Origin of the sequence: Bradyrhizobium sp. AUGA SZCCT0176 (assembly GCF_018130145.1) — a bacterium.
In the GTDB taxonomy this organism is placed as follows: domain Bacteria; phylum Pseudomonadota; class Alphaproteobacteria; order Rhizobiales; family Xanthobacteraceae; genus Bradyrhizobium.
The window spans coordinates 190,021-202,565 of record NZ_JAFCMB010000002.1; the positions used below are offsets into that span (position 1 = coordinate 190,021).

Below are 12,545 nucleotides of genomic sequence, written 5' to 3' on the forward strand. Positions count from 1 at the left end.
CGTCATTCCGGGATGGTCCGAAGGACCAGATCTCAGGGGCGCAATTGCGCCCTGGGGAATCTCGAGATTCCGGGCTCGACGCTTCGCGTCGCCCCGGAATGACGGCGAGCGCTACAGCTTGATCCCCGCTCTCGCCGCGGCCTGCCCCACGTACTTCTGCGTCTGCTCGAACGCGCCCTGCAGCGCCTTCGCCGTGGACATATCGCCGATCGCGGCAAAGTTCGCGGCGATCGCGTCCGGCGTCCAGTCGGACTGGGCCAGGTTGATGCCTTCGGTCTCGACGACCTTGATCACCGCAAACGAGCCGGCACCGGCGCCCATGATGGTGCGGGTCGGCGCGTCCTCGCTGAGCAAGAATTCCACCGCCGGCGTGATCGCCTCGGGGCGCATCAGGGCCAGCGCCTGCGGCGGCAGCAGTTCCTCGGTCATGCGCGTCGCCGCGGTCGGCGAGATGGTGTTGACGCGGATGTTGTTCTTGCGGCCCTCCTCGGCCAGCACGTTCATCAGGCCGATCATGCCGGCTTTGGCCGCGCCGTAATTGGCCTGGCCGAAATTGCCGAACAGGCCGGATGAGGAGGTGGTGACGACGATGCGGCCGTAATTGCGCTCGCGCATGCCGGCCCACACCGCCTTGCAGCAATAGAAGGTGCCGGTGAGATGGACATCCAGCACTTTTGCGAAATCAGCGACTTCCATTTTCGTAAACGACTTGTCGCGCAGGATGCCGGCATTGGCGCACAGCAAATCGACACTGCCCCACTCTTTGGTGGCGCGCTCGACCATCGCCGTGACCTGCTCGAAATTGGAGACATCGGCGCCGTCGGCGATCGCGGTACCGCCGGCTTTGCGGATTTCCTCAACCACGGTCTCGGCCGGGGTCAGCGAGCCACCGGTGCCGTCGCGCGCGCCGCCGAAATCATTGACGACGACCTTGGCGCCGCGGCTGGCCAGCCCCAGCGCATGCGCCCGTCCCAGACCATTGCCCGCGCCGGTGACGATTGCGACGCGTCCGTCAAACCTGATTGTCATGATTGCAGTTCCTGCTCTTCGTCATGCCCGGGCTTGACCCGGGCATCCATCCAAAATCGAGAGGTTTTTGAGCAGTGATGGATTGCCGGGTCAAGCCCGGCATGACTGGCGAAACCTTACGCGAAATAGATCAAGCCGAGCCAGTTGGCGACCAAAGCGGGTTTTGCTTCACCCTCGATCTCGACGGTGACATTGGTGCGCGACTGCAGCTCCTTCGGTTTGCGCAAAATTGCCTCCAGCAGCGTGAAACGGCCGCGGACGCGGGAGCCCGCGCGCACCGGCGACATGAACCGCAGCCGATCGAACCCGTAGTTGACCCCCATCGTGGTGCCTTCGATGACCGGCATCACCTCGTAGGACATGATCGACAGCAGAGACATCGTCAGAAAGCCGTGCGCCACGGTGGTGCCGTAAGCGGTTTCCTTCTTGGCGCGCTCGGGATCGACATGGATGAACTGGTGGTCCTCGATCACGTCGGCATAGAGGTTGATCCTGGCTTGATCGACCAGGTGCCAGGACGAGACGCCGATCTCCTTGCCGACCATGGCCTGATAGGCTTCAAACGACACCGGCGGCTTCTTCCAGACTTCATTCATCTATCAACTCTCCAATCCGGCGGTCCGCACTTTCTGGAGTCCCGGAAACTGTTCCTCGCGGAATTCGGCGCCGCGCAGCGCATCACCGCGATTATCGTCATGCTCGAGCCGGCGCAACTGCACGCGGCGGATTTTTCCGGAAATCGTCTTCGGCAATTCGGTGACGAGCTCGATGCGGCGGATACGCTTGAACGGTGCAAGCCGCGTATGCAGATGCGTGAAGATCGACAGCGCGGTTTCCGCCGAACGCTCCACTCCCGCCACCAGCAGCACATAGGCCTTTGGAATAGCGAGGCGGATCGGATCTGGACTCGGCACGACGGCGGCTTCCGCGACCAGTTCATGCTCCAGCAGCACGCTTTCGAGTTCGAACGGACTGATGCGGTAGTCGGAGGATTTGAACACGTCGTCGGAGCGGCCGACAAAGGTCAGATAACCCTCGTCATCGGCGAACACCACGTCGCCGCTGCGATAGAGGTCGCCATCGGCGCCGCTCAGTTTGCCGTCCTCGCCCTGATAGCCCTGCATCAGGCCGGCCGGACGGTCCGCGCCGAGCACCAGCGTCACCTCGCCCTCTTTGGTCGCGTGGCCATCATTGTCGGTGATCTGCACGCGGTAGCCGGGCAACGGCCGGCCCATCGATCCGACCTTGACGGTCTGGCCCGGCGAGTTGCCGGCGAGCGCCGTAGTTTCGGTCTGGCCATAGCCGTCGCGGATGATCAGGCCCCAGGCGGTGCGGACCTGATCGATGACTTCGGGATTGAGCGGCTCGCCGGCGCCGCAGACTTCGCGCAAGGAGACTTTGAAGGCCGCAAGCTTCTCCTGGATGAACAGCCGCCACACCGTCGGCGGTGCGCACAAGGTCGTCACGCCACAACGGCCGATGGTCGCGAGCAACGCCTTGGCGTCGAAGCGCGGCTGGTTGACCACGAACACGGTGGCCCCGGCATTCCAGGGCGCGAACAAGCAGCTCCAGGCATGCTTGGCCCAGCCCGGCGAGGAAATGTTGAGATGCACGTCGCCCGGCTGCAGCCCGAGCCAGAACATCGTCGACAACGCGCCGACGGGATAACTGCGCTGGCTGTGCCGCACCAGCTTTGGCTTTGCCGTGGTGCCCGAGGTGAAATAGAGCAGCATCGGGTCGTCGGCGTTGGTCGGACCATCGGCTGCGAATGTTTCCGAAGCGCCGGCGGCCTCTTCGAACGGCAACCAGCCCTCGTGCTTCGCCGTCGCGCCGACGACGATGCGCACCAGGCCTTCGGCGCCGAGACTGGCAAATTTCGCGACCTGATCCTGCGAGGCCACCACCACCTTGGCCCGGCCGCGGTCGAGGCGGTCGCGCAATTCGTCTGGTGTCAACAACGTGGTGGCTGGAATGACCACGACGCCGAGTTTCATCGCCGCCAGCATGGTCTCCCACAGCGGCACGACATTGCCGAGCAGCAGCAGCAAATGGTCGCCGCGCTTCAGGCCCTGCGCGCGCAGGAAATTGGCGACCTGGTTGGAGCGACGCGACAGCGCGGCAAAGGAAAGCTTTGTCTCCTTGTCGCTGCCGGCATCGACGATCCACAGCGCCGCACGGTCCTTGCTGTCGGAGTTACGCGCCAGTTCGGCATCGAACCAGTCCAGCGCCCAGTTGAACGGAACCGGATCCGGCCAGCGGAACCCCTTTACCGCGGTGTCGTAGTCGGTGCGGTGCTTGAGCAAAAAGGCGCGCGCTTCCTGGAAACTCGTCATCGGCGCTCCGTTATTTCCCGGCGAGACTCCGAACGTGCTGGATAATCCCGGAAAAATCCACCCCGCCATGGCCGGCGGCGTCGAACGCCTTGTAGATCTCCTGCGCGTGCTTGCCCAGAGGGGTCGCGGCGCCCGCGGCATTGGCGGCGTCCTGCGCCAGCGTCAAATCCTTCACCATCAGATTGGAGGCGAAACCGGGCTTGTAGTCGTTGTTGGCCGGAGAGGTCGGAACCGGGCCCGGCACCGGGCAATAAGTCGTCAGCGACCAGCATTGTCCCGATGAGGTCGAGGCGACGTCGAACAATGCCTGATGCGACAGGCCGAGCTTTTCGGCGAGCGCGAAGGCCTCGCCGACTGCGATCATGGAAATGCCCAAAATCATGTTGTTGCAGATCTTGGCCGCCTGCCCGGCGCCGGCGCCGCCGCAATGCACGATCTTCTTGCCCATGTTTTCCAGCACCGGCTTGGCGGCGCCGAACGCCTTCTCCTCGCCGCCGCACATGAAGGTCAGCGTCGCGCCCTTGGCGCCGCCGGTGCCGCCGGACACCGGCGCATCGACGGAAGCCATGCCGTGCTTGGCCGCCAGCGCATGCGCCTGTTTTGCACTCTCGACGTCGATGGTCGAGCAATCGATGATCAGCGCGCCCTTGGCCATCGCCGGAACCACGTCGGTCCAGACCGAGACCACGTGCTTGCCCGCGGGCAGCATGGTGATGACGGTATCCGCCCCCTTCACCGCGGCCGCGGCGCTTTCCGCAATCGTGGCGCCGTCGCTCTTGGCCTGATTCTTGGAGGCCTCGACCAGATCGAAGGCGATGACCTTGTGGCCGGCCCTGACCAGATTGGCCGCCATCGGTCCGCCCATATTGCCGAGGCCAATGAATGCGATAGTAGCCATCTCGAATCCTCCGCGTGAGCTGTTCTTGTTGTTTCAGTTGAACCTGAGTTCGTCGGCGCCGATCTCGGCGAAATAAGGCGCCTGCATCGCCGGCGTCACGTCCTCGATCCGCGGCGGCGACCATTTTGGACTGCGGTCCTTGTCGATCACGGCGGCGCGCACGCCCTCGCGGAAATCGTCGCTGGCGAAGACTTCCAGCGCCGCGCGATATTCCCGCATCAGGCATTCTTCCAGCGAGGACGACGCCCGCGCCAGCCGAAGCAGTTTCAGCGTGACCACCATGCCGCGCGGGGATTTTTCACCGAGCGTCTTCAGCGTCGCCTGCGCCAGTTCCGATCCGTCGCGCTGCAGGGCGGCGACGATATCTTCCATCCGGTCATGGGCGAACCAGTTGTCGATTTTTGCCTGCATCGCGGCGACGGGACCGGCAGTCTCGCCGGTCGCAAAGCCATCAATAAGGGTCTTGATTTCGGCTGATGTTGCTCCGGGCCGGACCTTGGTCAGCGCCTCGCGCAGTGCGGCCAATTTGGCCGACGGCACCACCGCATCGGCAAAACGGGCGTTGACAGCGTCGGGGCCGTTCATGGTCTGGCCGGTCAGGCCAAAATAGGTTCCGATCTCGCCCGGCGAATGCGAGAGCAGCCAGGTGCCGCCGACATCCGGGAAAAAGCCGAGGCCGACTTCAGGCATGGCAAGCTTTGTCCGCTCGGTCACCACGCGATGGCTGCTGTGGGCGGATAGCCCGACGCCGCCGCCCATTACGATGCCGTCCATGAAGGCGACATAGGGCTTTGGGAATCTCTTGATGCGGGCGTTGAGGATGTATTCCTCGCGCCACAGGATTTTGCCGAGATCGCCGGCGACCTTCGAGCTTTCCCAGAGCGCGCGGATATCGCCGCCGGCGCAGAGGCCGCGCTCGCCTGCCCCCTCAAGCAGGATCACCGCGACCGCTGGATCGGCCTCGAACTGATCGAGCGCCTTGTCGATGTCGCGAAACATCTCCAACGTCACGGCATTGATCGCCTTCGGCCGGTTGAGGCGGATTACGCCGCAAGATCCCTCGCGCCGCGCGATCAGGTCACCCTCTGGCGATTCGACTGCTGTCATCGCGCGCCTTCGATCAGTTTTCGCGACACAATCAACCGCATGATCTCGTTGGTCCCTTCCAGGATCTGGTGCACGCGCAAATCGCGCACGATCTTTTCGATGCCGTATTCGCTGAGGTAACCGTAGCCGCCATGCAGTTGCAGCGCCTGGTTGGCAACCTCGAAACCGACATCGGTGCCAAAGCGCTTGGCCATCGCGCACAGCATGGTTGCGTCCGCATCCTTGCGGTCGAGCGCGGCGGCTGCGCGCCACACAAAGGTCCGCGCCGCCTCCAGTTCGGTCGCCATGTCGGCGAGGCGAAACTGCAGCGCCTGGAATTCGTCGAGGCGCTTGCCAAAGGCTTTCCGCTCTTTCATGTAGCTAAGCGATTTATCGAGCGCGTTCTGCGCGCCGCCGAGCGAACAGGCGGCGATGTTGATGCGGCCGCCATCGAGCCCGGCCATCGCGATCTTGAAGCCGATGCCCTCGTCGCCGAGGCGATTTTCGATCGGCACGCGAGCGTTTTCAAAAATCACCGCGCGGGTCGGCTGGGCGTTCCAGCCCATCTTGCGCTCATTGGCGCCGAACGACAGCCCTGGCGTATCGCCCTCGATCACCAGGGTCGAGATGCCGCCGGGGCCATCGGCGCCGGTGCGCACCATCACCACATAGAGATCGCCCTTGCCGGCGCCTGAAATGAACTGTTTCTGGCCGTTGAGCACGTAGTGATCGCCGTCGCGCACCGCGCGGGTACGCAAGGCAGCCGCGTCCGATCCGGAGCCCGGCTCGGTCAGGCAATAGCTCGCCAGCAGCTCCATGGTGCAGAGTTTTGGCAACCACTTCTGGCGCTGGGTATCGTTGCCATAGGCATCGATCATCCAGGACGCCATGTTGTGGATCGAGATGAACGCCGACACCGTCGGGCAGCCCTGCGCCAGAGCCTCGAAGATCAGCGCGGCGTCGAACCGCGTCAGCGCCGAGCCGCCGACATCGTCGCGGATATAGATCCCGCCGATGCCGAGCGTCGCCGCCTCGCGCATCACGTCGACGGGAAAATGCTTTTCCTCGTCCCAGCGGATCGCATGCGGCGCGATTTTTTCCGCGGCGAACTCCCGCGCCATATCGCGAACCGCAATCTGGTCCTCGTTGAGAGCGAAATGCATTTTGCGCTCGGCTTCTGCGCGCTAGTTCATCGTCGGAATCGAGAACTCCGCGCCCTCCTTCACACCCGACGGCCAGCGCGAGGTGATGGTCTTGGTCTTGGTGTAGAAGCGGATCGAATCCGGGCCGTGCTGGTTGAGATCGCCGAAGCCGGACTTCTTCCAGCCGCCGAAAGTGTAATAGGCGATCGGCACCGGGATCGGCACGTTGATGCCGACCATGCCGACATTGACCTTGGCGGCGAAATCGCGCGCGGCGTCGCCGTCGCGGGTGAAGATCGCAACGCCATTGCCATAGTCATGGTCCGACGGCAGAGCCAGCGCTTCCTTGTAGTCGTGCGCGCGCACCACCGACAGCACGGGGCCAAAGATCTCTTCCTTGTAGATCCGCATGTCCTTGGTGACGTTGTCGAACAGCGAACCGCCGAGATAGAATCCGTTCTCGTAGCCCTGCATCTTGAAGCCACGGCCGTCGACGGCGAGCGTCGCGCCTTCCTTGACACCGATATCGATGTAGCTCTTCACCTTCTCGACCGCTTCGCGCGTCACCAGCGGGCCGTAATCGGCCGAGGGATCGATCGAGGTGCCGATCTTGAGCGACTCCACGCGCGGGATCAGCTTTTCCATCAGGCGATCGGCGGCGGTCTTGCCCACGGGCACCACGACCGAAATCGCCATGCAGCGCTCGCCGGCCGAACCGTAGCCGGCGCCGATCAGGGCATCGACAGCTTGGTCCATATCGGCGTCGGGCATGACGATGGCGTGGTTCTTGGCGCCGCCGAAACACTGGCACCGCTTGCCGGTCTGTGCAGCGCGCTCGTAGATGTACTGCGCAATCGGCGTCGAGCCGACAAAGCCGATCGCCTTGATATCGGGATCGTCGAGGATGGCGTCGACGGCCTCCTTGTCCCCGTTGACGACGTTGAGCACGCCGGGCGGCAGGCCGGCCTCGATCATCAGGGCGGCCAGCATCATTGGCACGCCGGGATCGCGCTCCGACGGCTTCAGGATGAAGGCATTGCCGCAGGCGATCGCCGGCGCGAATTTCCACATCGGGATCATCGCCGGGAAATTGAACGGCGTGATGCCGGCGACGACGCCGAGCGGTTGCCGCATCGAATAGATGTCGATGCCGGGGCCGGCGCCTTCGGTGTATTCGCCCTTCATCAGGTGCGGAATGCCGCAGGCGAATTCGGCGACTTCGAGTCCGCGCTGGATATCGCCCTTGGCGTCGGGAACGGTTTTGCCATGCTCACGCGCAAGGCAATCAGCGAGTTTGTCGTAATCACGCTGTACCAGTTCGACGAATTTCATCATCACGCGCGCGCGGCGCTGCGGGTTGGTCGCGGCCCATTCCGGCTGAGCTGCCCTGGCGTTCTCGACGGCGGCGCGAACCTCGGCCTTGGACGCCAGCGCCACCTTGGCCTGGACGTCGCCGGTCATCGGCTCGAATACGTCGGCCGTGCGGCCCGAGTTGCCCTTGACCTCTTTGCCGCCGATGAAATGTCCGATTGAACGCATGAATCTTCTCCCTAGACCCGGTTAGATCGCTTTACCGCCCTTTTTGACCTGCATTTCCTAGGATACAAGTGCGATAAATTGCACCATAGATGTGCGGAAATGCTGGATCAAGGCGGCGGTACGATCGATTGGGATGACTTCCGTTTTCTGCTGGCGATTGCGCGCGGCGGAACGGTATCCGCTGCCGCAAAACAGCTTGGCGTCGATCATGCCACAGTGATCCGGCGTGTCGACCGGCTGGAACGGCATCTGTCCGCAAAACTGTTTGATCGGCGTAAAACCGGATATTTGCTGACCGAGGCCGGCCAGCGCGTCGCCGACAGCGCGGAAGCAATGGAATCGACCATCGTCGCCAACCAGGAGGCGGTCGGCGGCTCCCGCGCGCATCTGACCGGCACGGTGCGGATCGGGGCGCCGGACGGGTTTGGCAGCCACTTCCTGGCCTCGCGGCTGGTAAAATTCGTCGAGCGATACCCGGACCTCGACCTGCAGCTGGTCGCCACCGCGCGGCTGTTCAGCCTCTCCAAGCGCGAGGCCGATATCGCGATCAGCCTGACGATGCCGAAGGAAGGCCGGATCGTCGGGCGCAAGCTGCTCGACTACAGCCTCGGGCTTTATGCCGCCCCCGCCTATCTCGATCGCGCGCCCGGGATTACCGGGCGCAGCGACCTCGCCGCACATCGTTTCGTCGGCTACATCGAGGAACTGCTGTTCACGCCGGAACTGGATTATCTGCCGCAGGTTAGCCCGAAGATCTCCGCTAAATTCCGCAGCGCCAATCTGATCGCCCAGCTCAACGCCACCATCGCCGGCTTCGGCATCGCCGTGCTGCCGCATTTCATGGCGACGGCGCATCCCGAGCTGCGCCCGGTGCTGCCGGACGAGATCACGATATCGCGGACGTTCTGGCTGCTGATGCATGCAGACAGCAAGGATCTGGCGCGGATCCGCGCGGTGGCGGATTACATCTATGAGACGGTGGAGAACGAGCGCGGGCTGTTCAGCGGGCGGTGAAGCGACGTGTCGTCCCGGCCTAGTGCGCAATTGCGCACGGGGGCCGGGACCCATAACCACAGGCTGCAATCGTCTGCCGAGATCGTTGTTAATTGCTTTCTTTTCCAACACGGCCGTCACGGCGTATGGGTCCCGGCCTTCGCCGGGTCGACAGCGGTGGTGGTGGCTTCTAATTCGGCTTCGACTTCGCTGCGGCCTTCTTCGCCGCCGCCGCGCGACCGAGCACGGCCTCGCGCCCGGCGGCCAGCATTTCGTCGGAAAACTCGCCATTGCCGGCGATCCGCGACAGCACCAGCGTGCCCATCATGGTCGCGAGCGCCGCGACCGCCTGCTTGCGCGCGACTTTGCGCGGCACGTCGAGAATCTGATCGGCCATCATGTCGATCATCGCTTCCAGCTTGGCCGCAAAAGCCTTCCGCGTCTTCGCGCTCTCACGCGCGATCTCGGCGCCGAGCGTCGGAATCGCGCAACCATGGCCGGGATCGTCGCGATGAACAGGCGTCAGATAATTCTCGACGATGGTTGCGAGACGCTTGTCCGGCGGGGTCTCGTCGGCGACCTTGCGCCAGCGCTCGGTCGAGCGGTCCATCGCATAGGCAAAGGCTTCGATGACAAGCGCCTCGCGGGAATCGAAATGGGCGTAGAAGCCGCCATGGGTCAGGCCGGCCTCCTTCATCAGGTCGGCGACGCCGATGCCATGCGCGCCCTTTTCGCGAAGCCGCACGGAAGCCTTCTTCACGATCCGCGCGTGGGTTTCCTGCTTGTGCTCCTTGGAATACCGCATCGTAATCCCATAACCATTAGATGTTTGCAGTCATATAATAGCAGTTGCGCGTAAAAATAGCTGCAACTATTTCGTTTTAGCCTCGCCGCCGATCATCGAGAAGGTGGCGGTCGCGTGCACTGCAAGATTGCCGGCGCCGTCGCGGACAAAGCCTTCGGTATAGCTGGTCTGGCGGCCGAGTTTTATGATTTTGCCTTCGGCCGAGATCTTGCCCGACTTGACCGAGAGCGGCCGCAGATAGGTCAGCTTGAGATCGAGCGTCACCGCGCCCTGCCCGGCCGGCAGCATGGTCGAGATCGCACAACCCATGGCGGTATCCAGCAGAGCCGCCGCGGTCGCGCCGTGCAGCAGACCGATGGTATTTTCCAGGCTTTCGTGCGGTTCGAGTTCCATCACGATCCGCCCCGGTTCGGCCGTGCGAAGGCGGAAATCGATCAGGCGGGCCATCGGCGGTTCCGGCAGCACGCCGTCGCGGATCGCGCACATCGCCTCCATGCCCGTCATCCCTGCGGCGGCCTTCGCGGCCGGCCCCGGCGTCTGCCAGTCGACCACGCGCTCCCGGCGCATGGCTGAAGAAAACAGGTCGGCGGTATCAATCGCGCTCATGGCAACTCCTTTTAGATGACGATTATCATATTATATGGCCGACCGTCGCCGCGCAACGCCTCTCGCCTGCCTGCCCTTGACAATTCAGCGCATTGTCCGGGAAGTGGCGTGAACCGTGCCATTGAACCCAAAAACCAAAACCAATCAGAGAAAATCAGATGGAAATGATCAATCCCCATTGCGGTATCGACCGCGATCCGCGCGGCGTGGTGCGGCTGTCGATCTGCAACGCCGGTTCGCTGAACATCCTGAGTTCGGCCGTCACATCAGGCGTACGCGAAGGCTTCGAGAAACTCGCCACCGATCGGACCATTCGCGCGGTGATCCTGGCCGGCCAAAGCGAGAAGAGCATGATCGGCGGCGCCGACATCAAGGAAATGGCGAAACTCGACCAGAAATCCGCCGAAGCCTTCATCACGCGGCTGCGCGACCTCTGCGAAGCCGTGCGCCAATTCCCGGCGCCCGTGATCGCGCGGCTGCCGGGCTGGTGTCTCGGCGGCGGCCTTGAAGTCGCGGCTGCCTGCGATTTCCGGATTGCCGCGCACGACGCCCATTTCGGCATGCCGGAGGTCAAGGTCGGGATTCCCTCGGTGATCCACGCAGCACTCTTGCCGCGGCTGATCGGCTGGGGCCGCGCCCGCTGGCTTGTCATGACGGCCGAAAACATCGACGCGCCGACGGCGCTGGCCTGGGGACTGGTCGACAAGGTCGCGCCGGCCGGCGGCCTCGATGACGCGGTCGAGCATACGGTCAAGGCGCTGCTCGAATGCGGAGCGGAAGCGCTGCGTTCGCAGAAGGCGCTCATGCGACAATGGGAAGAGCTGCCGCTGACGGAATCTGTCAATCTTAGCGTTGGCGTATTCGGGCAGTCCTTCCTGACCGGCGAACCGCAGCGGATGATGCAGGGATTTCTCGACCGGAAGCGATAGGCGCAGGAGAAGAAATGGAACGGTCGTTCGACGCAATCGTACTCGGTTTGGGAGCAATGGGCTCCGCCGCGACTTACCAGCTGGCCAGTCGAGGCGCCTCCGTTCTCGGGATTGATCAGTTCAAGCCGCCTCATGAGTTGGGTTCGACGCACGGCGATACCCGAATTACGCGTATCGCCTGCGGCGAGGGTCCCGAGTATTCGCCATTTGCCCAGCGGTCGCACGAGATATGGCGCGACATCGAGAGCCGAACCGGTCGGGATCTTTTCACCCAAAATGGACTGCTGGTGATCTCAGGCAAGGGTCAGCGTGCAGCTGGACATGAAAATCCGGAATTCCTCAAGACCACGGTGGCAGCGGCCGACGAGGCCAGGATCCACTACGAAATTCTGGATGGCAAAACGATCAAGGAACGTTTTCCCGCCTTCAATGTCAACGACGACGACGAAGCCTATTTCGACGAGGTCAGCGGCTTTGTGCGACCTGAATCATGCGTCGAGGCACAGCTTCAGCTCGCGGCCACCTCGGGCGCCGTGCTGCGCTTTTACGAGAAGGTGCTCAAATTCGAACCCGATGGCGACGGCGTGCAGGTGACGACAGGCGTCAGCACCTATCGCGCCAAAAAACTCATCGTAACCGCTGGTCCATGGATCAACCAGGTATTAGGCCTGGATCGGCAATTCAGCATAACACGGCAGGTGCTTTATTGGTTTGGCCTGAAAAACCAGAACCAATACGCCGAATTTCTTCCAGAGCGATTTCCGGTCTACATCTGGCAACTTCCGGCACCCCAGAGCATCTACGGCTTTCCCTTGATTGGCCATCCCGAACAGGGGGTGAAGATCGCCACCGAGCAGTATGAGGATACGACGACGCCCGACACGGTTCGCCGGAGCGTTTGTCCAGACGAAATCACCAGGATGTTCAGAACCTATGTCGGGCCGTTCTTCCCTGGCCTCGACGAAACGTGCGTGAAGACGAAGGTGTGCCTTTACACCTGTGTGAAGAACGCCCGGTTCATCATTGACCATCACCCCGACATGAAGAACGTCATCATAGCCTCGCCGTGCTCGGGACACGGGTTCAAACATTCCGCCGCTGTTGGAGAAACCCTTGCGCAGATGGCGCTTGGTCAATCACATCTGGACGTAAGCAAGTTCTCGTTTTCAGGCGCTATCTGAGATC

Annotated in this window: 12 protein-coding genes; 3 read left to right on the top strand and 9 right to left on the bottom strand. The window is 62.9% G+C overall.

What is annotated here, in order from left to right; all coding sequences use genetic code 11:
• Positions 1-111: 111 nt before the first annotated feature.
• The 7 genes from JQ600_RS05960 to JQ600_RS05990 form a co-directional block, all read right to left on the bottom strand.
• On the bottom strand, positions 112-1,029 hold the full coding sequence (locus JQ600_RS05960) for an SDR family NAD(P)-dependent oxidoreductase (protein WP_212264922.1): 918 nt from the start codon (positions 1,027-1,029) through the stop codon (positions 112-114).
• A gap of 116 nt (positions 1,030-1,145) precedes the next feature.
• On the bottom strand, positions 1,146-1,625 hold the full coding sequence (locus JQ600_RS05965; RefSeq protein WP_212264923.1) for a MaoC family dehydratase: 480 nt from the start codon (positions 1,623-1,625) through the stop codon (positions 1,146-1,148).
• Positions 1,626-1,628: 3 nt separating this feature from the next.
• On the bottom strand, positions 1,629-3,362 hold the full coding sequence (locus tag JQ600_RS05970; protein WP_212388749.1) for an AMP-binding protein: 1,734 nt from the start codon (positions 3,360-3,362) through the stop codon (positions 1,629-1,631).
• A 10-nt stretch (positions 3,363-3,372) separates the two neighbouring features.
• The gene (mmsB, locus tag JQ600_RS05975) at positions 3,373-4,260 is read right to left on the bottom strand and encodes a 3-hydroxyisobutyrate dehydrogenase (protein WP_212388750.1); all 888 of its coding nucleotides are present in this window, start codon (positions 4,258-4,260) and stop codon (positions 3,373-3,375) included.
• A gap of 33 nt (positions 4,261-4,293) precedes the next feature.
• Complete coding sequence (locus tag JQ600_RS05980) at positions 4,294-5,367, bottom strand: enoyl-CoA hydratase/isomerase family protein (RefSeq protein ID WP_212388751.1); 1,074 nt, start codon at positions 5,365-5,367, stop codon at positions 4,294-4,296.
• Positions 5,364-6,509, bottom strand: coding sequence for an isobutyryl-CoA dehydrogenase (locus tag JQ600_RS05985; protein WP_212489743.1), 1,146 nt, complete (start codon positions 6,507-6,509; stop codon positions 5,364-5,366). The genes JQ600_RS05980 and JQ600_RS05985 overlap by 4 nt, the downstream gene beginning before the upstream one ends.
• Positions 6,510-6,530: 21 nt before the next feature.
• Positions 6,531-8,027, bottom strand: a complete 1,497-nt coding sequence (locus JQ600_RS05990) for a CoA-acylating methylmalonate-semialdehyde dehydrogenase (RefSeq protein WP_212388753.1) — start codon at positions 8,025-8,027, stop codon at positions 6,531-6,533.
• 99 nt (positions 8,028-8,126) lie between these two features.
• Between JQ600_RS05990 and JQ600_RS05995 the strand changes: the two genes are divergently transcribed.
• Positions 8,127-9,041: a LysR family transcriptional regulator gene (locus JQ600_RS05995; protein ID WP_212388755.1), complete on the top strand. Its 915-nt coding sequence runs from the start codon at positions 8,127-8,129 to the stop codon at positions 9,039-9,041.
• Positions 9,042-9,210: 169 nt separating this feature from the next.
• Here the strand turns inward: JQ600_RS05995 and JQ600_RS06000 are convergent, their stop codons facing one another.
• Together JQ600_RS06000 and JQ600_RS06005 are read right to left on the bottom strand one after the other, a co-directional pair.
• Positions 9,211-9,825, bottom strand: coding sequence for a TetR/AcrR family transcriptional regulator (locus JQ600_RS06000; RefSeq protein ID WP_212388757.1), 615 nt, complete (start codon positions 9,823-9,825; stop codon positions 9,211-9,213).
• Positions 9,826-9,891: 66 nt separating this feature from the next.
• A complete protein-coding gene (locus tag JQ600_RS06005) occupies positions 9,892-10,431 on the bottom strand; it encodes a PaaI family thioesterase (protein ID WP_212388758.1) in 540 nt (179 codons plus the stop codon).
• 158 nt (positions 10,432-10,589) lie between these two features.
• On the opposite strand from JQ600_RS06005, the gene JQ600_RS06010 reads away from it, so the two are divergent.
• Positions 10,590-11,360 carry an enoyl-CoA hydratase gene (locus tag JQ600_RS06010; protein ID WP_212489744.1) on the top strand — a complete coding sequence of 257 codons (771 nt, stop codon included), beginning with the start codon at positions 10,590-10,592 and terminating at the stop codon, positions 11,358-11,360.
• A gap of 14 nt (positions 11,361-11,374) precedes the next feature.
• On the top strand, positions 11,375-12,541 hold the full coding sequence (solA, locus tag JQ600_RS06015) for an N-methyl-L-tryptophan oxidase (protein WP_212388759.1): 1,167 nt from the start codon (positions 11,375-11,377) through the stop codon (positions 12,539-12,541).
• The last annotated feature ends 4 nt before the right edge of the window (positions 12,542-12,545 follow it).

Bases quoted from the DNA above. Each gene is read 5' to 3' on its own strand.
- JQ600_RS05970 (WP_212388749.1), bottom strand. From the start codon at position 3,362: ATGACGAGTTTCCAGGAAGCGCGCGCCTTTTTGCTCAAGCACCGCACC.
- JQ600_RS05980 (WP_212388751.1), bottom strand. From the start codon at position 5,367: ATGACAGCAGTCGAATCGCCAGAGGGTGACCTGATCGCGCGGCGCGAG.
- JQ600_RS06000 (WP_212388757.1), bottom strand. From the start codon at position 9,825: ATGCGGTATTCCAAGGAGCACAAGCAGGAAACCCACGCGCGGATCGTG.
- JQ600_RS05965 (WP_212264923.1), bottom strand. From the start codon at position 1,625: ATGAATGAAGTCTGGAAGAAGCCGCCGGTGTCGTTTGAAGCCTATCAG.
- JQ600_RS05990 (WP_212388753.1), bottom strand. From the start codon at position 8,027: ATGCGTTCAATCGGACATTTCATCGGCGGCAAAGAGGTCAAGGGCAAC.
- JQ600_RS05995 (WP_212388755.1), top strand. From the start codon at position 8,127: ATGCTGGATCAAGGCGGCGGTACGATCGATTGGGATGACTTCCGTTTT.
- JQ600_RS05960 (WP_212264922.1), bottom strand. From the start codon at position 1,029: ATGACAATCAGGTTTGACGGACGCGTCGCAATCGTCACCGGCGCGGGC.
- JQ600_RS05985 (WP_212489743.1), bottom strand. From the start codon at position 6,509: ATGCATTTCGCTCTCAACGAGGACCAGATTGCGGTTCGCGATATGGCG.
- JQ600_RS06010 (WP_212489744.1), top strand. From the start codon at position 10,590: ATGGAAATGATCAATCCCCATTGCGGTATCGACCGCGATCCGCGCGGC.
- mmsB (WP_212388750.1), bottom strand. From the start codon at position 4,260: ATGGCTACTATCGCATTCATTGGCCTCGGCAATATGGGCGGACCGATG.
- JQ600_RS06005 (WP_212388758.1), bottom strand. From the start codon at position 10,431: ATGAGCGCGATTGATACCGCCGACCTGTTTTCTTCAGCCATGCGCCGG.
- solA (WP_212388759.1), top strand. From the start codon at position 11,375: ATGGAACGGTCGTTCGACGCAATCGTACTCGGTTTGGGAGCAATGGGC.